General features: G+C 36.6%; 19 protein-coding genes and 1 tRNA gene. 3 read left to right on the forward strand and 17 right to left on the reverse strand.

Annotated features, from left to right (window positions below):
• Positions 1-63: 63 nt before the first annotated feature.
• From gatA to ABD692_RS14020, 16 genes are all read right to left on the reverse strand, one after another.
• Positions 64-1482, reverse strand: coding sequence for an Asp-tRNA(Asn)/Glu-tRNA(Gln) amidotransferase subunit GatA (gene gatA / locus ABD692_RS13945; protein WP_344767943.1), 1419 nt, complete (start codon positions 1480-1482; stop codon positions 64-66).
• 18 nt (positions 1483-1500) lie between these two features.
• A complete protein-coding gene (locus tag ABD692_RS13950; RefSeq protein WP_316755313.1) occupies positions 1501-1701 on the reverse strand; it encodes a Sec-independent protein translocase subunit TatA/TatB in 201 nt (66 codons plus the stop codon).
• Between the two features lie 11 nt (positions 1702-1712).
• Complete coding sequence (locus ABD692_RS13955; protein ID WP_316755311.1) at positions 1713-2090, reverse strand: Sec-independent protein translocase subunit TatA/TatB; 378 nt, start codon at positions 2088-2090, stop codon at positions 1713-1715.
• A gap of 44 nt (positions 2091-2134) precedes the next feature.
• Complete coding sequence (locus tag ABD692_RS13960; RefSeq protein ID WP_344767946.1) at positions 2135-3433, reverse strand: murein hydrolase activator EnvC family protein; 1299 nt, start codon at positions 3431-3433, stop codon at positions 2135-2137.
• A 157-nt stretch (positions 3434-3590) separates the two neighbouring features.
• Positions 3591-4382, reverse strand: a complete 792-nt coding sequence (lolB1, locus tag ABD692_RS13965) for a lipoprotein insertase outer membrane protein LolB1 (protein WP_344767948.1) — start codon at positions 4380-4382, stop codon at positions 3591-3593.
• Positions 4360-6054: a tetratricopeptide repeat protein gene (locus ABD692_RS13970; protein ID WP_344767950.1), complete on the reverse strand. Its 1695-nt coding sequence runs from the start codon at positions 6052-6054 to the stop codon at positions 4360-4362. The genes lolB1 and ABD692_RS13970 overlap by 23 nt, the downstream gene beginning before the upstream one ends.
• A gap of 38 nt (positions 6055-6092) precedes the next feature.
• Positions 6093-6527 carry a dUTP diphosphatase gene (dut, locus tag ABD692_RS13975; protein ID WP_344767952.1) on the reverse strand — a complete coding sequence of 145 codons (435 nt, stop codon included), beginning with the start codon at positions 6525-6527 and terminating at the stop codon, positions 6093-6095.
• Positions 6528-6569: 42 nt separating this feature from the next.
• Positions 6570-8051, reverse strand: coding sequence for an oligosaccharide flippase family protein (locus ABD692_RS13980; RefSeq protein ID WP_344767954.1), 1482 nt, complete (start codon positions 8049-8051; stop codon positions 6570-6572).
• 164 nt (positions 8052-8215) lie between these two features.
• On the reverse strand, positions 8216-8488 hold the full coding sequence (locus ABD692_RS13985; protein ID WP_316755297.1) for an acylphosphatase: 273 nt from the start codon (positions 8486-8488) through the stop codon (positions 8216-8218).
• Positions 8489-8519: 31 nt separating this feature from the next.
• On the reverse strand, positions 8520-8912 hold the full coding sequence (locus ABD692_RS13990) for a hypothetical protein (RefSeq protein ID WP_344767957.1): 393 nt from the start codon (positions 8910-8912) through the stop codon (positions 8520-8522).
• A gap of 39 nt (positions 8913-8951) precedes the next feature.
• Entirely contained in the window at positions 8952-9908 is a 957-nt protein-coding gene (locus ABD692_RS13995) for an NAD(P)H-dependent flavin oxidoreductase (protein WP_344767959.1), read from the reverse strand.
• Positions 9909-9912: 4 nt separating this feature from the next.
• The gene (locus ABD692_RS14000) at positions 9913-11079 is read right to left on the reverse strand and encodes an amidohydrolase family protein (RefSeq protein WP_344767961.1); all 1167 of its coding nucleotides are present in this window, start codon (positions 11077-11079) and stop codon (positions 9913-9915) included.
• 111 nt (positions 11080-11190) lie between these two features.
• Positions 11191-11263 (reverse strand) — tRNA-Thr (locus ABD692_RS14005).
• Positions 11264-11334: 71 nt separating this feature from the next.
• The gene (gene rlmN, locus ABD692_RS14010; protein WP_316755289.1) at positions 11335-12390 is read right to left on the reverse strand and encodes a dual-specificity RNA methyltransferase RlmN; all 1056 of its coding nucleotides are present in this window, start codon (positions 12388-12390) and stop codon (positions 11335-11337) included.
• A gap of 96 nt (positions 12391-12486) precedes the next feature.
• Positions 12487-13452 carry a 23S rRNA pseudouridine(2604) synthase RluF gene (gene rluF, locus ABD692_RS14015; protein WP_344767964.1) on the reverse strand — a complete coding sequence of 322 codons (966 nt, stop codon included), beginning with the start codon at positions 13450-13452 and terminating at the stop codon, positions 12487-12489.
• A 160-nt stretch (positions 13453-13612) separates the two neighbouring features.
• Positions 13613-14173, reverse strand: coding sequence for a DinB family protein (locus tag ABD692_RS14020; RefSeq protein ID WP_316755284.1), 561 nt, complete (start codon positions 14171-14173; stop codon positions 13613-13615).
• Between the two features lie 133 nt (positions 14174-14306).
• Here ABD692_RS14020 and hisS point away from each other — a divergent pair, with 133 nt between their 5' ends.
• On the forward strand, positions 14307-15698 hold the full coding sequence (hisS, locus tag ABD692_RS14025; RefSeq protein WP_316755282.1) for a histidine--tRNA ligase: 1392 nt from the start codon (positions 14307-14309) through the stop codon (positions 15696-15698).
• A 384-nt stretch (positions 15699-16082) separates the two neighbouring features.
• Here hisS and ABD692_RS14030 read toward each other — a convergent pair whose 3' ends face one another.
• Complete coding sequence (locus ABD692_RS14030; protein WP_344767967.1) at positions 16083-16814, reverse strand: class I SAM-dependent methyltransferase; 732 nt, start codon at positions 16812-16814, stop codon at positions 16083-16085.
• Positions 16815-16929: 115 nt separating this feature from the next.
• Here ABD692_RS14030 and ABD692_RS14035 point away from each other — a divergent pair, with 115 nt between their 5' ends.
• Together ABD692_RS14035 and ABD692_RS14040 are read left to right on the forward strand one after the other, a co-directional pair.
• Positions 16930-18234: an MFS transporter gene (locus ABD692_RS14035; RefSeq protein WP_344767969.1), complete on the forward strand. Its 1305-nt coding sequence runs from the start codon at positions 16930-16932 to the stop codon at positions 18232-18234.
• Positions 18235-18336: 102 nt separating this feature from the next.
• Positions 18337-19617 carry a replication-associated recombination protein A gene (locus tag ABD692_RS14040; RefSeq protein ID WP_344767971.1) on the forward strand — a complete coding sequence of 427 codons (1281 nt, stop codon included), beginning with the start codon at positions 18337-18339 and terminating at the stop codon, positions 19615-19617.
• The last annotated feature ends 20 nt before the right edge of the window (positions 19618-19637 follow it).

Raw genomic sequence — 19637 nt, forward strand, 5'->3', positions numbered from 1 at the left:
CACTAACCAGAATTTCAATCTTTAATTTGCATAAAAAACTGCTGCGTAACCCGAAATGACGACTTATGATAAAAATGCATGAGAAAAAGCCAGTAACTGATCTTCCTCAAAATGTTTGGCTATAAATTGAATACTTAACGGCAAACCTGATTCATTATTGCCCAAAGGCAATGCAATTGCAGGATTACCGCTTAATGAAGGTAAAACGGTAAAAATATCGGCCATATACATAACCAGAGGATCTTGCATATTATCGCCAATTTTAAAGGCTGGTGTTGGTGCCACTGGCGATAAAATCAAATCGTAATCTTCAAACAAAACATCCAGTTTTTCTCTGATCAATCTACGAACCTGTTGTGCCTTTTGATAGTAGGCGTCGTAATATCCCGCACTTAAAACGAAAGTACCTAAAAGAATACGACGTTTTACTTCATCGCCAAAGCCTTCAGCCCGTGATAATTTATAAAGTTCGTTTAAGGATTTAGCTTCGGTGTTACGATGTCCATAATGCACACCATCATAACGGGAAAGATTTGATGAAGCTTCGGCAGTAGTTAAAATATAATATGCCGGCACTAGGTAATCCAGCAAATCAAAAGATACATACTCTACCGCATGTCCTTTTGCTTTTAATTCTTCTATCGATTTTAATATGGCAGCTTTAATCTCGGGATCGAGCGCTTCGCTATCAATCGTTTCTTTTAAGACTGCAATTTTTTGTTTTTTACTGCTGTTTAAATGAGCAGGATAATCTGGCACGGATAAAGAAGAAACCGTAGAATCATGATCATCTGCTCCAGCTAAAACCTGCAAAAGTAAGGCAGCGTCTTCAACGCTTGAAGTAATTGGACCAACCTGATCAAAAGAAGAAGCATAAGCGATTACACCATATCTTGAAATACGTCCATAAGTTGGTTTTAAACCAATCTGCCCACAAAAAGCAGCGGGCTGCCTAACAGAACCACCAGTATCAGTTCCTAATGCAGCAAGACACATATCTGCCTGCACGGCAACTGCCGAACCGCCAGAAGAACCTCCTGGCACAAGTTCTGGATTTACCGCATTACCTACAGCACCAAAGTATGAAGTTTCGTTAGAACCGCCCATTGCAAATTCATCGCAGTTTAAACGACCAATTATAATGGCATCTTCCTGTAATAAACGTTGTACAACTGTTGATGAATAGGGTGAAACAAAACCATCGAGCATTTTTGATGATGCTGTAACAATGTGATCTTTGTAGCAAATGTTATCTTTAATCCCGATAATCATGCCTGCAAGTTTACCTTGCGTACCTTCTTCTATCTTTTTTTGTACCACATCAGCCTGAACTTCTGCCGAATAAAAAAACACCTCGTTGAATGCATTGAGGTGTTCATTATTTTTTATTTGCTTAAAGTAATAAGCCAATAAATCTGGTAAAGTTAATTGCTTCTGCGAAACAAGCGTTTGTATCTCCTTAAGAGAGCTGTATTTCTTCAAAACTAAAAAATATGGTAATTAAACAGTTTTATCGCGGTTAGAAGGATCTACTTGTTCTCCATCAGTACCATCTTTACCGTCTTTAAATTCTTTTACACCTTTACCTAAGCCACGCATAAGTTCAGGAATTTTTTTCCCGCCGAACAATAACAATACCACTACTGCAATAATGATAATTTCCGGGGTTCCAAGCATTGCTGCTATTGTTGTATTTAACATAACTTTTTTGTTTAAACTTTTTGACTATCAGTTACAATTTTTTCGTCGATGGGCGTGCTTTGTGGATAAGGGACATCTGAACCTTCATGCGCTACCGGTGCACTTGTACTTTCGTTAAAAGTGCTTTCTGTAGGATGATGACGTTCATTATTATTATTTGCTACTGTTTGTTCTGCTTCGTCTTTATCTAAATCCATAGCATTTATATTCCTATGAATTTCACGCTTCACACCATCAGAGGCGTCTTTAAACTCCCTGATTCCTTTACCTAAGCCCCTTGCTAATTCGGGTAATTTTTTACCTCCAAATAACAATAGAACTACCCCTAAAATGAGTACGATCTCCGATCCACCCATATTTAAAAACTCTAATAACGTGCCTTGATACATCACTAATCTATTTTATACAAATATAAACATTTAATTGCCTAATATTATTTACTAATCCATGCTTCTGGATTTAACGGAGCAGATACCCTTCTTATCTGGAACTTAAGTAATGGAACACCATCTGTATTTGCAACAGTTCCAATAGCTTGTTTGGTATCAACCGAGTTGCCAGTGCTAACACTTACACCTCTTAAATTTTGGTAAACCGTAAAGTATTCGCCATGGCTAATTACGACTGCTGTTCTGCCCATTATATTCTGAACCATAACCACTTTACCAGAAAAAACAGCTCTAACTGTAGCACCATCTCCAGTTGTAATATCTACGCCATCATTGGTATAGCTTGCCTGATCTACTTTATGTAATCCAAATCTTTCGGTAATCTGTCCAGAAGCTACTGGCCATGGTAATTTCCCTCTATTATTTTCAAAACCTTCTGATAACCTCGCCGCTTCAGGTGTTGCTGTAAGTGCCTCACTGCTTGTTTTAGTTTTAGCTGCAGGTGGCGCAACAGGAACAGGTTTATTTTCAGCCTTAGCTTTTGCTATTGCCGCGGCTCTTGCTGCAGCTTCTTTTGCTGCCGCCAAACGTGCCTCTTCTTCTGCTTTTCTTCTTGCTTCTTCAATCGCACGCTGAATGGCTGCTCTGATTGCTCTATCTATTTGTGCCTGCTGTTTTTTCTTGGAAGCAATATCCTGCTTAAAAGTTTTTTCCTGCTTACTTAAATTATTTAGAACGGCAGATTGCTGGTTTTTATCTTTACCCAAACGCTCTCTTTCACGCTCCTGTTCTTTTAATAAATCGCTTTTTTCTCTTAATGTTTTATCCAGAATTTTGATTTTACCATTTAAATCTTGCTGGGTATTTTCTATATAACCTGCTTGTTTTTTACGGTACTGGCTAAATTGCTGTAAATACTTTATTCTTTTATAAGCCTGATTAAAATCCTTGGCAGCAAAAATAAACATCATTTTATCGTATGAATTTCTGTTTCGCTGCGCAAAACGGATCATACCTGCATATTCTTTTTTAAGATCGCCTAACTGACCTTGCAATGTATGTACGGTATTTGTGTTCTGAGAGATTTGACTATCTAAATTTTTAATTTCAGAATTGATCGTTCCAATCTTATCTTGGCGTAAGCGAATTTGTGCATTTATAGTATTGATCTGCTGTAAAGTGAGCTTTTTACCACTTGCAGTTTTATTTAAGCTTTTTTCAAGTTGTTCAATATCACGTTCAATTGCTTCTTTTTTTCTTCTAAGTTCATTTGCAGTTTGAGCCGAAACCGAATAGGCAAATACACTAAAAAACAGGATAAATACGAGTTTGTGTAGCTTCATTAAGCCAAAAGTATAAAAATTTTACAGTAAAATACATTAAAATTGAGATACAGAAGGGATAAAAGCCTATAGGTGAATGTTCTTCACAGAAACTTCACATTGCAAGGCCAAAACTTAATCACCCTCAAAATAACAGCGATTGAGATTTATCAATCTCTTAATTATTTACCAGTGTATATCTCTTTGGTACTGTAAACGGAAATTCGACAGGAACATTGCCATCAATTTTTACATATTGTAAATCGATATTAATTTTCTTTGCACCAGAAAGTGTGTTAATTTTCAATGATCCTGGAAATAGAGATTCATTTAACTTTTGGTAATCGGTGTACGTAACTTTTAACGCCTGACCGCTTTTTGCATCATTTAAATTGGTTTCCGAAACTTTAAGAAGTGTATTGAATAGTAATTTATAATCTAAGTTTGCTTTAGCACCAGAAACTACCCAAGAACCATTTTCCAATCTTACATCAGATTTATCAATTAAAAAATCGCCCATGGCATTACCCGTTAAAATAGCCTGTAGGGTATTGAAATTAACCTGCCTGTTGGTGAAATTATAAATATAAGTAAATGGTTTTTTCAGGTATTCGCTTTTAAGTTTATTCTGAATTTTAATGCTATCTGGTGTTATTAAAGCTCGTGCTACTTCAGCCAAACCGCCAATTGCAGTAATACTTACCCAAATGGTTTCTTTATCTTTAATGCGAAAATTCATAGTCACATCATTCGCATTTCCATCTATATCAAGCGTAGCTTTTGCTTTTAACGAAAGTGTATTAAATTTTAGCTGTTTACTGTTTAATAAGGTTAATGTTTCGGTTTTTGAATTATCTACCTTAGTTTCGGCTTTTGGCGGAGCAACAACAATTTCCTTTTTAGGCTTACAGGCTGATACAAAAGTTATTGCCGCTAAAATAAACAGGCTATTTAAAATATTTTTTTTCATTTATTTTTTTATTTAATAATTCAGAGCCGTTTCCAGCATCTTTTGCTTTTTGCCATTGAATTAGCGCCGCCTCCTTATCTCCTTTCATAAAGAGAATATCGCCATAACGCTCAAGGTAAACACCGTTTTTATTGTTATTGTTTTGCAAAGCCTTTTCAATCCAGGTTTTAGCCAAATCGTATTTTTGTTGCTTAAACAAAATGAATGCATAGGTATCAGTAACCGACGAATTTTCGGGCATTGCATTGGCTGCTGTTTCCGCATATTTTGCAGCTTTAGCGAGATCATCATTCCTTAATGCCAGATAATATGCATAGTTATTCATAATCAGATAATTATCTGGCTCGGCTGCAATTGCTTTCTCAAAAGCTGTTTTCGCTAAAGAAAAATTATTTTGATTGATGTAAATATCGCCCTGCAAGGCATAAACCTGCGCCTGAAGGCTCTTATTATCTACATCCAGCTGAAGTGCATTTTTTAGATTACTTTGAGCGTTTTCGTATTTACCAGTTTTGAATAATGCATAGGCCATGTAATAATACAAGCCCGCTTGATTAGGATAAAGTGTTAATGCTTCATCACCGAATTTAATGGCTTCTGCATAATGGCCTAACAAAGTTTGAATATTTATTACCTGTTCCCAAACTGCATAAACCTGTTCATTTAACTTTAAGGCTGCTTGATATGGAATTAATGCTTCTTTCAACTTATTTTGCTGATACAGCACATCTCCATATAAAGCTAAAGATTTTGCATCATTAGGATTTTTTTCTGCAATGCTTTTACTTAATTCGGTTACATTTTTAGCCACAACAGGCTGATTCATTTTCGGAAATAATGCCGCGATAATTTTTACCTTTTCTGTTGTCGGCATTTCATCACTATCAAAAGCTAGTTTCAATGAGGAAAAAGCAGCTTCATCATTTTTTTGTTTACGATAAATATCAGCTAAGCCTAAATTAACTTCGAAATTATTTGGCTCTAACAAATGTGCTTTTAATAAAACTTTCAAAGCTTCTGCCTCATTATTTTTTTGCAACAGTAAACCTGCAGCGTATAAATAATTTTTAACATCAGCCTGGTTCCCTTCCAACAGTTTTACAATATCACTTTCACTTGCATTTCCATTTTGCTGAAACCTGCGCTTGGCATTCGTTAGTTCTCTCGATTCGCCAAACTTTACCTGAATCTGATCATAAGTTTTTTTGGCCTCGTCTGGCTGGTTTAAAATAAACTGGGCATTGGCTTTATCGAAATAATAAGCATCATTATCGGGTTCAATTCGAATCAAATCATTAAACACCGATATGAGCTCGGGCATTTTATTTGTTCGCTTGTAAACCTCGCCCTGCAAACGTAAATACCATTTATTATCAGGACGTAATTTTACCGCTTGTTTGATATTTTGCTCTGCTTCTGCAAGTTTATCTAAACGGAAACTTGCATTCGCCAATTCGTAATAGGCTGCATCGTTATTTGGATCGAGGCTAACAATTTTTGTAAAATTTGTTGAAGCAACGGCATAATTATCAGACATTTTCTCTTTGAGCCCAGCGAAAAACAATTGCTTAATCATATTGCTATCGCGGCCATTGCCCTTAGTAAGTTCAGTCTGCCCGAAAGCATGAACACTAAGCAAACTCATTGCAAGAAAAAAATAACCTTTAACCATGCTTTTTAATGATTGAGTTGATAAATACTAATTTATCATTAAACCTTTCCAGTGTGTCCGTAGCCTCCATCGCCACGCTGTGTTTCACCTAATTCTTCAACGGCTTGCCAATTAACAGTTTCGTGCCTGGCCACCACCATCTGAGCAATTCTATCACCATTAACGATTTTAAAATCAGTATCTGATAAGTTTATCAATAAAACCTTTAGCTCTCCTCGATAATCTGCATCAATAGTACCTGGCGAGTTTACAATGCTGATTCCATGTTTATAGGCCAAACCGCTTCGTGGTCTGATTTGCGCTTCATAACCTACTGGTAACTCAATAAATAAACCCGTTGCAATTAGCTGACGTTGTAAAGGTTTAAGTGTAATTTCTTCCGTTATTGATGCCCTTAAATCCATACCAGCTGCATGAGCCGTTTCATATTGTGGCAAGGGATGTTCAGATTTATTGATGATTTTTATTTCCATTATCCTAATTGAATGAATTTTGACCGAGTAGTAGAATAAGATTTAACGCTTTAATATTTTCATTAAATCCTTTTTCTCGAAATAAACAATTCCTGCTATAAAGGCAATTAACATGGCATTACCGATGTAAATATTTCTGTTAAAGATGAAAAATGATGCAAAAACGATTATCGTTGAAACAACTAAGTAAGCCAAAATCTTTTTCAGGTTGTAAGGAATTGGGTAATATTTTTGTCCCAAAACATAAGATAAAACCATCATTACAAAATAAGCCAGCATACTTACCCAAGCCGACCCCATATAACTGTACTTAGGAATTAAAACAATGTTTAACACAATCGTAATTACCGCTCCAGCTAAAGAAATGTACAAGCCAAAACGAGTTTGATCCGACAAGCGATACCATATTGATAAATTCATGTAAATGCCTAGACAAACATAGCCTAACAATAAATAAGGCACAGCTGGTAATCCAACCCAATATTCTTCTTTACGGATAAAGAATTTCAAAATTTCGATGTTCGCAATAATGCCAACGAAAAGTACAGCCAGTGCAATTGCAAAATATTTTAAAATAGTAGCATAGGTTTCTTTAGCATTTTTTTCCTTTGCATGACTGAAAAAGAAAGGCTCAGCACCGAGTCTGAAAGCGGTAATAAAAATGCTTAGAAAAATCGCGATTTTACATACCGCACCGTAAATTCCAACTTCGCCATCGGCAATTTCGGCGGGTAATAATTTTTGAAGTACAATTTTATCCAGGTTTTCGTTTACAATGAACGATAAGTTTGCAACTAAAATTGGCCAGCTGTAAGAAAACATATTCGCAAAAAGCTTAGCATCAAAACGCAATTGCAGTTTTAAAAATTCTGGTAATAAATATATTAACGTGGCAACTGATGCAATCAAATTGGCAACAAAAACATAACCGATCCACTGGTAGCGGTACCACGATCCAAACCATTCTGCACCGACCCAATTATGTTTAATAATTGCAGGAACCATATACAGAAAGATTAAATTGAAACCAACAAAGCATCCAATATTTAAAAATTTAGCTACACTGTATTTAAATGGCCGTCCATCTGCTCTTAACTTTGCAAAAGGTATCACACAAATGGCATCGACAAATAAAATCCATAGAAAGAAACTTACATATTGTTTATAATCGGCAAGCTCACTACTTTTTGTTGCCAAATAGCCAGCAATTGATGAGGAAAAAGTTAGGCCAGTAACTAAAAAAAGTGTCGCAATAAAAGCAATACACAGAAAAGAGTTATTGTAAACCTGTTGCTTCTTATCTTCGTATTTATTCAGGTATCTGAAATAAGTACTTTCCATCCCAAAGGCTAAAATGGCATTAATTAACGATGCATTTGCATACATATTTGTAAAAATACCATAAACACCTTTTTTATATACGGCGGTGTAAATCGGCGTTAAAATAAAGTTGAACAGCCTGGAAAAAACGGTACTAATACCATAAACCATTGTTTGCCCAAGAAACTTTTTATATACAGACAATTGACGTTAGATTTTTAATGTTAGATTTTAGAGCTGAAAACGTAGTTTCATTAAACAAAATCTCAATCGTTGATTTATTATTATTTAAATTTAAAAACACAATTTCAATAGCTCCTCATGGGTTAATTTAGATTTGAAATCGTAAACCCAAGATCCTATATTCCCTATTTTTTATAGACTTCAAAATTACGATAGTTTTTCACTTCGCCTTCGGTAAAGCTGACATTTTCTACACGAGAGCGATCTGGCCCTTCATTGCACCAGTTTACAAATTCTTCTAGAAATATTTCGTCAGCTTCTGCTTCAATATAAACAGAACCATCTTTCTCGTTTCTTACAAATCCATTTACCGACATTTGATTGGCTATGATTTTTGTAGTTTCTCTAAAACCAACCCCCTGTACTTTCCCTGTAATTGTTATATTGAAGTGTTTCATAATAAGACAAAGTTAGTTTTTTTGATTGATGTTAGGATTGCTTTTTAAACTCGTGCCTTCCAAATGAAACTAAACCAAAAGCGATGGCAAATATTCCATAGATTGATATCGGAATTATAAGAAAAGTAGATTCAAGGTGTTTTGAAAAATATTTTGCGATTGTTATAGCGCCAACAACAAAATGCAAAAAGTTCCCGAGTGAAACTGGTTTGCTGTAAATTCCTCCAATCAGATTTGATTTTGCCGTCCAGTTTAAAATGGCAAAGCCAAGAAAAAGCGCACCTAACATTTGAATGATGACTACAAATGACCCGAGATCTTTAATGCCAATATATTCTAAAATTTCTTCAGGAGCGAAAGAGCATGAGATTCCTACTAAACCTAAAAAGATACTGCTAGAAATCATTAAATATTTTGTGTTCATATATTAAGAAACTGTTTAAAACTAAGTTTTACAAAAAGATTATTGGACCATTTCATTATGTAAATCTCCAAATCTTTTTAAACCTATTGTATATTCTTGCCAAATCTCCTCTAAAATCTGTGCGGCTGGTTTTATTTCTTTTAGCATGGCCGATACCTGACCGATTTCGAGCTCACCATTTTCCATATCGCCCTCAAACATCCCCAATTTCGCTCTTGCTTTGCCTAAAAGCTCCATCAACTCAATCCTATTTGCACCTTCAGCCTCTGCCTGCGTAACTGCATCAGCAAATTCGTTTTTTAATAACCTTACGGGAACTAATTTTTTCATCGCAAGTTTTGTATCTCCTTCTGCTGATAAAATAATCTTTTCTTTGAATGCCTGATGTGCCGATGATTCTTTTGCAACAGCAAATGCAGAACCAATCTGAACTGCATCGGCACCTAAGGCAAATGCCGCTAACATCGATTTTCCACTGGCAATACCGCCCGCAGCAATAACAGGAATTTGAACCGCATCTCTAATCATCGGGATTAAACATAATGTTGTGGTTTCCTCCCTGCCATTATGCCCACCTGCTTCAAAGCCTTCGGCAACAATTGCATCTACCCCAGCCTCCTGCGCCTTCAAAGCAAATTTCGTATTTGCAATTACATGAACTACGGTAATTCCCTGCCCTTTTAAAATGCTGGTCCATGTTGCAGGATTTCCTGCTGACGAGAAAATTATTTTCACGTTTTCATCAATTATCACATCTATAATTTCCTGAATATTCGGATAAAGCAATGGGATATTTACCCCAAAAGGTTTATCTGTAGCTTTTTTGCATTTTTGAATATGCATTCTTAAAACTTCTGGATACATGGATCCTGCGCCAATTATGCCCAAACCACCAGCATTAGAAACAGCTGAAGCCAATTTCCAACCGCTGCACCAAACCATTCCAGCTTGTATAATCGGATATTTAATATTGAAAAGCTTACAGATTGGATTCATCAGTTTAAATTAATTTAGTTACTTGATCACTTTCAATTATAAAATCTGCTGATAGCTGGATGAGATTCAAACCTGGTTTTTTCCCTTTTTCAATTGTTCCAAATTGTCCATCCATTTCCAGGAATTCGGCACCATTTAGCGTTGCCCACTGTAAAAGCTTTTCGAAATTTACTTGTTTATGCTCTTGTAAAGTTCTCATCTCCGATAAAATATTCAGCTGATGATTACTCGCCAAACTATCCGTTCCTAACGTGATTTTAACATTTTCTTTGGTAAGCAAATCTATATCAGGCAATTGATTTTCTATGTACAAATTGGCTTTCGGGCATAAACACCAGTATAAATTGCTGTGTTTCTGTTTGGCGAAATCTACATCAGCCTTACTCGAAACGGTGTTATGAACCAATAAAGTTTTTTGCTTTTTAATATAAGGTAGCCAGGTTTGTAAAGACGTTTTTCCAGATGGCTGGAAAAAAGAAATATCCAGACCTAAAAACTTGTAGAGCTCTAAAAATCCGCCTGTTTTATTTTCAAAAAAAGCATTTTCATTAGTAGTTTCCTGATTGTGGATACTAATAAAAGCTTTTTCTTTTTCTGCGGCTTCGTTAATTAAATTAAAAAGCGCAGGCGATACCGAATATGGGGCATGCGGAACAACCGTAGCCCTTAATGGAGTAAACTCATCTTTAACGCCATTGGCATGGGCCATTATTGCATCGGCACGTTCGGGATTAAAACCCATTGCCTCTACAAAAGTGTGATAATATATTTTACTTTTCTCTTTAACCGCCTTAGAAGAAATTTGATTAGAAATATCACCAATCGCTACAATTCCGTTATCAAACATCTGCTGATCGGCTTTTTCCATCGCCAGGTTAACCTCCTCAGCATCGCTTTGCCTGCCTTTAATAATGCTTTGCACAAACTCAACCAAACCCGTATGTTCTGGTATTCGACCTAATAGGTGTGATAATTCCAGGTGGCAATGCGTATTGATAAAGCCTGGAACAATTACACCAGCGTATTTTGTAACTGCAACGTTAAGCTTAAGTATTTCTTCTTCTGTAAAGATTTCTTCTATTTCTCCATTGGGATGAACCGCAACTGTTCCATTTTCGATGGGATTAGCGCTGACTGGAAAAACCCAATTGGCTGAAAAATATTTTAGCATGAACAAATTTAGGATTTTTACTTTTACGATTTCTTATGCATTTGGGGTAATAATGCAATTATTAGAATGCTTTTCAGAAAGACTTAAAATCTAATATCGTAAATTAAAAAGAGCCTCCTATCGGAATCGAACCAATGACCTACTGATTACAAGTCAGTTGCTCTACCAGCTGAGCTAAGGAGGCTTTTAATCGGGCTGCAATGATAGAAAAAATATTTCTTTTTTAAAAAATTAAATAAAAAATATTTAACAAAATTAAGCCTTGGCTTCCTCTTTAACGGCTAATTGTCCGCAAGCGGCATCAATATCTTTACCCCGACTACGACGAATATTTGTGTTAATTCCCTGAGATTTAAGGTAATTAGCAAAAGCATCAATTTTATCGCCATCGGCATTCGTAAAATCGGCAAAAGAAATTGGGTTATATTCGATTAAGTTTACTTTGCAAGGTATATGTTTACAAAATTTAGCTAAATCAATCGCATCAGAAATTTCATCATTAAAATGATTGAAAACAATGTATTCGTAGGTTACTGGGTTTTTTGTTTTAGCGAAATAGTATTTTAGTGCATCGGCCAAAGCTTTTAACGAATTTGCCTCATTGATGGGCATAATTTCATTCCGTTTTTTATCGTCGGCTGCGTGTAGCGAAAGCGCAAGATTGAATTTTGCACCATCATCGCCCAGCTTTTTAATCATTTTAGCAATTCCAGCTGTAGAAACCGTAATGCGCTTATAACTCATATTTAAACCATCGGGTGCCGTAATGCGTTCGATAGATTTTAAAACATTTGCATAATTTAACAAGGGTTCGCCCATACCCATATACACGATATTGGTAAGCGGATTATTGTAATTCTGTTTGGCTTGTTTATCAATTAGTACAACCTGATCGTAAATTTCATCAGCATTTAAGTTTCTCTTGCGGTCCATATAACCTGTTGCACAAAATTTACAGGTTAAGCTACAACCCACCTGCGAACTTACGCAAGCCGTCATACGATCTTCCAAAGGAATTAAAACACCTTCAACAATATTTCCATCAGCTAAACGAAACGTATTTTTAATGGTATGGTCGTTACTAAACTGAGAGTTGTTAACCTGTACAGCATTAATCGTAAAACCTTCATCCAATGCTTTCCGCAAATCTTTAGAAAGATTGCTCATATCATCGAAATTAGTTGCCGATTTTTCCCACAACCATTGATAGATTTGTTTTGCCCTGAACGCAGGTTGCTGCATAGCAGTTAGATGCTGTTGCAACTGAGGCAAATCTAATGAGCGGATATCGAGTTTTTTTGCTGTTACCATTTGCCGCAAAGGTACTTAAAAAGCATTTAAGCTGAAAGATTAAAGCTAAAAGACTAACAATCAGTACTTAATTTTACAATTTACTGTCTTGTGCTTTTATCGGCCCCTGCCTTTTGATGCGGGTTTACCTGTTGACTTGCCTTTTGCAGGTCTTGAATTCCGATTCGAGGAGTTACCTTTCCCACTTGGTTTTGCTGAAGAATGACCAGAAGGCTTTTTTCCAAAAGATTTTTGGCCTGATGGCTTAGAAGTCTTTTTAGGTAGTTCAGAATTCAATTCAGGAATTTCTTCCCAGGAGTTGGTTTTTTTCTTCGTGTTTTTAGATTTTGTCGCAACATCTGAAGATGATTTTTCGACACTTTTAATAATGCCGCCCATCTCCTCTTCTGTAAGCGCTCTAAATTCGCCTGTTGGAATCCCCTTAAGGTTAATGTTCATAATTCTGGTTCGCTCTAATTTGGTAACTTCGTAACCGAAATGTTCGCACATTCTACGAATTTGCCTGTTCAAACCTTGAATTAATATTATATTGAATACAAACGTACTAACCTGGCGGACTTTACATTTACGTGTATTTACACCCAAAATTGGAACCCCGTTACTCATTTCGAAGATAAAATCTTCGGTTATTGGTTTGTTAACCGTTACAACGTATTCCTTTTCATGTTTGTTCCCTGCCCGAAGAATCTTATTAACGATGTCGCCATTATTAGTTAAGAAAATTAAGCCTGAGGAGTCTTTATCTAACCGTCCGATTGGGAATATACGCTCACTGTAATTTACATAGTCAACAATATTATCACGAACGTTAGATTCTGTTGTACTGGTAATGCCAACAGGCTTATTAAACGCTAAAAGAATAAAATTGCTTTCTTCTTTAGGCTCAATATTGTGGCCGTTAACCATAACCCGATCGCCTGCTAAAACCTGATCACCTATTTTGGCTCTTTTCCCATTAATAAAAACGTTGCCTTTTTCGATAAACCGATCTGCTTCACGGCGAGAACATAATCCGCTTTCGCCGATAAATTTATTTAAACGGGTTGCAGAACTGTTTTGCATAGATTGAATTTTATGCAAAGATATATTAAAAGCCTAAAAGGAAGTATTTGTTTTAATCGAAGGAGTCGATTTAATCGCGAATCGCAAAATACTTCACAAATCTTTTGTGTTCTCTGTGGTAAAAACACCAAAGAGAACACAAAATTATAAAAGAGGAAGCTTAAAAGCTTTGATCATCGGCACTTGGCCCGTAGCTTCCTGGTATTGGAATGTTTAATAATCTTAAATAAACACCTAGTTGAGCTCTGTGGTGGATAGTTTGGCTAAATGCAATCCTCACCATTTCGTATTTTGTCAGGTCGCCTAAAATCTGCTCCCCGTTTCGCAAAATCCATTGTTTATCAAAATTTTCGGGCGAAGCTTTTTCCAGTTCTGCTTTCCCGCTTTCATAGCTTTCTTCTAAAAGCTTAAGTAAATCTTCGTTGCTATCTACCTTTTTCTCTTCGTATGGCGCTGTTGCAAAATCTAATCCATCCGTAGTAAACGCTAAGCTTACCCAAGCTGGCAGTTCTGCAATATGACTTGCTAAGGATTTCATTTTCATGCTTTTTTCATGCGGTGCCCAGTCAAATTTATCAACTGGCACCAAAGCCAAAAACTTTTTGGTTGTGTTGAATTCCGATTCAAATTCTTTCAATAATGCTTTAATAATATCCATATTTTGTTGTTTTGTTTTTTCGATTGTGGTAATTTCCATTAATAGTAAGTCGGCTAAGCTCATGGTTTTTTGTTTTGGTACCACAAAGAAAATACCCCATACTGACAACCCTATGGCAGTGCGAAAAATTAAAAAAAATTATTTTGAAAAGGGAGCGATGGATTAATAAACCCTACATTTTCGTACTTTTGCGCCTATGTCAGTTATTAAACCCTCGTTAGCAAAAGGTACACGCGATTTTTCGCCTGTTGAAATGGTAAAACGCAACTTTATTTACGATACAATTAAAACGGTTTTTAAAAAATATGGTTATGCAGAAATTCAAACACCTAGTTTTGAAAACCTTTCTACCTTAACTGGAAAATACGGCGATGAAGGTGATAAGCTGATTTTTAAAATTCTTAATAGCGGCGAGTATTTAAAAGATCCGAAGAAAAAATCTTTCGACTTTGCTCAGGATGACAATAGCAATAAGTTAATTCCTTTAATTTCTGAGAAAGCTTTACGTTATGATTTAACTGTTCCTTTCGCTCGCTACGTAGTTATGCACCAGCACGAAATCACTTTACCTTTTAAGCGTTTTCAGGTTCAACCTGTTTGGCGTGCCGATAGACCACAAAAGGGAAGATACCGTGAATTTTATCAGTGCGATGTAGATGTAGTGGGCTCTGAAAGTTTATTAAACGAAGCAGAATTTATCCTGATTTACAATGAAGCTTTAGCTAAACTTGGCTTAAAAGATTTTAGCATCAAAATTAATAATAGAAAAATTCTATCAGGCATTGCCGAAATTATAGGTAAACCTGATTTAATTATCGACATGACTGTTGCGATCGACAAGCTGGATAAAATTGGTTTGGATGGTGTAAGTAAAGAATTATTAGAACGCGGTTTTACCGAAGATGATTTGGAAAAACTTCGTCCTGTTATTTTACTAGAAGGAAGCAACGAAGAAAAACTAGCCAGCTTAAAGGAAGTTTTAGCAACTTCTGAAACAGGTTTGAAAGGCGTTGCCGAAATTGAGCAGGTTTTTGATTATGTGGAAAGCCTGATTTCTTATGGCCTTCCTTTAACGGCTAAACTGGAACTAGACATTACATTAGCCCGCGGTTTAAACTATTACACAGGTTGCATTTTCGAGGTTAAAACCAACGAGGTTGCCATGGGTAGCATCGGCGGTGGCGGCCGTTACGATGATTTAACGGGTATGTTTGGTTTGAAGGATTTAACTGGAGTTGGTGTTTCATTTGGTGCCGACAGAATTTACGATGTGCTTGAAGAATTAAATCTTTTCCCTGCATCGGCAGAGGTTGGAACCAAAGTTTTAATTAGTAATTTCGATGCCGAGGCAGAAAAATATGCTTTACCAATTTTACAGCAATTTAGAAATGCTGGTATTTCGGCCGAATTATACCCTTCTTCAGCGAAGCTGAAAAAACAAATGACTTACGCTGATGCAAAAAATATCCCCTACGTAATTTTAATTGGTGGTGATGAAATCGCAAGCGGCGAGTTAACTTTGAAAGATATGCAAAGCGGTGAGCAGAAAAAAATGACTGCCTTAGCCATAATGGATTTATTGAAATAAACATTAAAATGGCCTGTGAAGACACAGACCATGGATGAACTCCAATCCATTAACCGTTGGTTGAAACCAACGGCAACGAATATAGCAAGTTTTATAATGCATTGTGTATGGAGAAATGTGCCTTTCATTTGCAGGCTGCTTTAGCTACTTGTTTTATATTATGCGTTTAACGGTTTTAGCATAATCCTTCGTTTTTAAACCCGATTGAAGTGAAAGGCCCGTAAACGAGGTACGAGTGCGGACTTGTAACGGAGCTGGGCTGAATAATGCGAAAAGTTACTGAATGTTCTTTTTCAAATAATTATTTGATGGTCTGTGAAGAGGCTGAGATCGCTTCGTGCCTCGCAATGACGATAGCCTTATGCATTGTGCTTAACTAAGTATCTACCGCCCAACCCGCAATAAAATCGGGAAATGCACATCCTTAACCGCATCGTTTCCCCAGGCTTCTTTAAGTTCGGTAAACATATATTCTAAAGGATTTCTATCATTCGCTTTTTTATAATGTTGTAACGAAGACCAGGTGTTTAAATAACCGATCAGCTGGTTAAAATTCCACGAGGTTTTGATTTGAAAATGTGGCGCTGTAATTTCTTCAAAGGGAAAAGGAATGGTTTTGTAACCTTCTTCGATATACCTGCGTTCGCTATCCCAGTATTTACCTAATATATCTTCGTAAAGTTTATGAACCACTTTATCTACTTTTTTATCGATAAACATTACGCCGTAACCAATTACAGCAATTAGTCCGTTGGGTTTTAAGGTTCGTTTTACCTCACTGTAAAATGCATCAAAATTAAACCAATGTATGGCTTGGGCAACCGTAATCAAATTAAAACTCGCATCGGGTACATTCGCTTGGTCTGAAGACTCAACCTGATAAACGATATTTGGAAGTTTTAATGCCTGGCTTAACTGTTTTTCGCTTATATCTGTAGCATACACCCCAGTGAAATGTTGAGCCAGCACCCGCGCCACTTGCCCGTTTCCTGTTGCGCAATCCCATGCCGAATCTTTTTGATCTACCAGAGCGAATATAAAATCATATAATTCCTGAGGATAGGTTGGTCGATAAATAGCGTATTCCGCAGCTTGATTGGAAAAGTTATCTTTCATGTTTCTAACGATTGACGAATTATCTTACAATAAATACTAACTTAAACAAAAAGATTGCAATTTGTGTTTAAAATTCTCTCCTTCGAAAACTCATTATTAACCGATCAAGTAAAGCATGAATAAACCAGCAAACGATTTTACATCAAAAGAAATTGACGAGGTTAAGTATAGGTTAAAATCTATTTTCGGTGGTTCAGTTGGAAATTTGGTAGAATGGTACGATTGGTACACGTATTCTGCATTTGCACTATACTTTTCACCTGTATTTTTCCCTAACAGTAACCCAACAGCTCAGCTTTTAAATAGCGCTGGAATTTTTGCAGTAGGTTTTTTAATGCGCCCGATTGGCGGCTGGTTATTTGGCAGTATTGCTGATAAACAAGGAAGAAAGAAATCGATGGCACTTTCGGTGCTAATTATGGCTATCGGTTCATTAATTATTGGATTAACGCCAGGCTATAAACAAATCGGAATTTTCGCACCATTATTATTGGTATTTGCCCGATTAATTCAGGGCTTAAGTACGGGTGGCGAATATGGAACATCTGCAACATACCTGAGCGAAATGGCTACAAAAAAACATCGGGGCTTTTATTCAAGTTTTCAATATGTAACCTTAATCGGAGGCCAGTTGCTTGCCTTAGGCATTCAGTTAATTCTTCAAAACTGGTTGTTAACCCCAGCAGAGCTACAAGATTGGGGATGGAGAATTCCATTTTTTATCGGTGCAATTTTATCTTTTATCGCACTTTATCTGAGAAGACACATTGATGAAACTTCGGCATTTAAAAAGAATAAAGAGGAGAAAAAAGGCGGACTTGCCATATTATTGAAATACCCAAAAGAGGTTCTTACAGTGGTAGGCCTAACATTAGGCGGCACAATTGCCTTTTATACCTTCAGTACTTATATGCAGAAATTTTTAGTAAACACCGTGCATTTGAGTAAAGAAACCTCAACAACTTTATCTTTTATCTCCTTACTGCTTTTTGCCATTATGCAACCTTTATTCGGACTATTATCTGATAAAATAGGGAGAAAACCATTATTAATTGGCTTTGGCATAATGGGGAGTTTGTGTACTTATCCAATTTTAACAGGACTGGCGAGCGAAACCAATACAACCATAATTTTTCTTTTGATGATTGGTGCATTAATTATTGTAAGTGGTTACACCAGCATTAACGCAGTAGTAAAGGCCGAGTTATTTCCTGCCGAGATAAGAGCTTTAGGAGTTGGGCTGCCTTATGCCTTAACGGTTGCCATTTTCGGTGGAACGGCCGAATACTTCGCCCTTTGGTTTAAAAACATAGGCCACGAAAGTTACTTCTATTGGTATGTTACTGGTTGTATTTTAATTTCTTTGATTTTATATACGACCATGAAAGACACAAAGCATCATTCTAAAATAGAAGATTAGGTATTAACCATAGATAAAATGAAACATCAACCGCTGCTGCTTCTGTGTTTCCTTGGTAAAACCTAATTTACAAAAGCACTCAAATTTCCTATATTTACGATTATGCAAAATCAAGCCCCACTAGCCGAAAGAATGCGCCCTCAAAATCTTGATGAATATGTTGGGCAAAAGCATTTGGTTGGTACTGGTGCAGTTTTACGCAAGGCGATAGAAAGTGGCCAGTTACCTTCGATGATTTTCTGGGGACCTCCAGGAGTTGGAAAAACATCCTTAGCTTATATTATTTCGCAAGCTCTAGACCGCCCATTTTTTAACCTAAGTGCAATTAATAGTGGCGTAAAGGATATTCGTGATGTAATAGATAAAGCTGCAGCTTTAAAGGATAGCTTTTTAGGTTTACCAATTTTGTTTATCGATGAGATTCACCGTTTCAGTAAATCGCAGCAAGATAGTTTGCTTGGTGCTGTGGAGCGTGGTTTGGTTACGCTAATTGGAGCAACTACCGAAAATCCATCTTTCGAAGTCATTTCCGCTTTGCTTTCCAGGTGTCAGGTTTACATTTTAAAATCGCTAACCGAAGAAGAATTAGCAGGCTTACTTCAAACTGCAATTAAAAAGGACGTTATCCTTGCTCAAAAGAAAATTACAATAAAAGAGCATGAGGCTTTAATTCGGTTAAGCGGCGGCGATGCACGCAAGCTTTTAAATGTACTCGAAATTGCTATTAATGGCATTGGTGGCGATAAAATGATGCTGACTAATGAGAACGTTTTGGCGCATGCACAGCAGAATTTAGCCCTATATGATAAAGCTGGCGAACAACATTACGACATCATTTCTGCATTTATTAAATCCATCCGCGGCAGCGACCCGAATGCAGCAGTTTATTGGCTTGCCAGAATGATAGAAGGCGGCGAAGACCCGTTATTTATTGCCCGAAGGTTGCTTATTCTTTCATCAGAAGATATTGGAAATGCAAACCCAAATGCCCTGCTCCTGGCCAATAATTGTTTTACGGCTGTAAATGTAATTGGTTACCCAGAGGCCAGGATTATTTTATCGCAATGCGTAACCTATCTGGCTAGCTCGCCAAAAAGCAATGCATCATACGAGGCGATTAATCATGCTCAGGCTTTGGTTAAGCAAACAGGGAATTTACCTGTACCCTTACACATTCGTAATGCGCCAACCAAATTGATGAAAAACATTGGCTATGGGAAGGATTATAAATATTCTCATGGGTATGAAGGAAACTTTGAACCTCAGGAATATTTTCCGGATGAGTTAAGCGGAACCAAACTTTACGATCCTGGTAAAAACCCAGCTGAAGAAAAGCTTAGAGAAAAACTTCGCCAAAACTGGAAAGATAAATACAAATATTAGTGTAACATTTACTAAAAAAG

The sequence above is a fragment of the Pedobacter ginsengiterrae genome, assembly GCF_039537385.1.
GTDB lineage: Bacteria > Bacteroidota > Bacteroidia > Sphingobacteriales > Sphingobacteriaceae > Pedobacter > Pedobacter ginsengiterrae.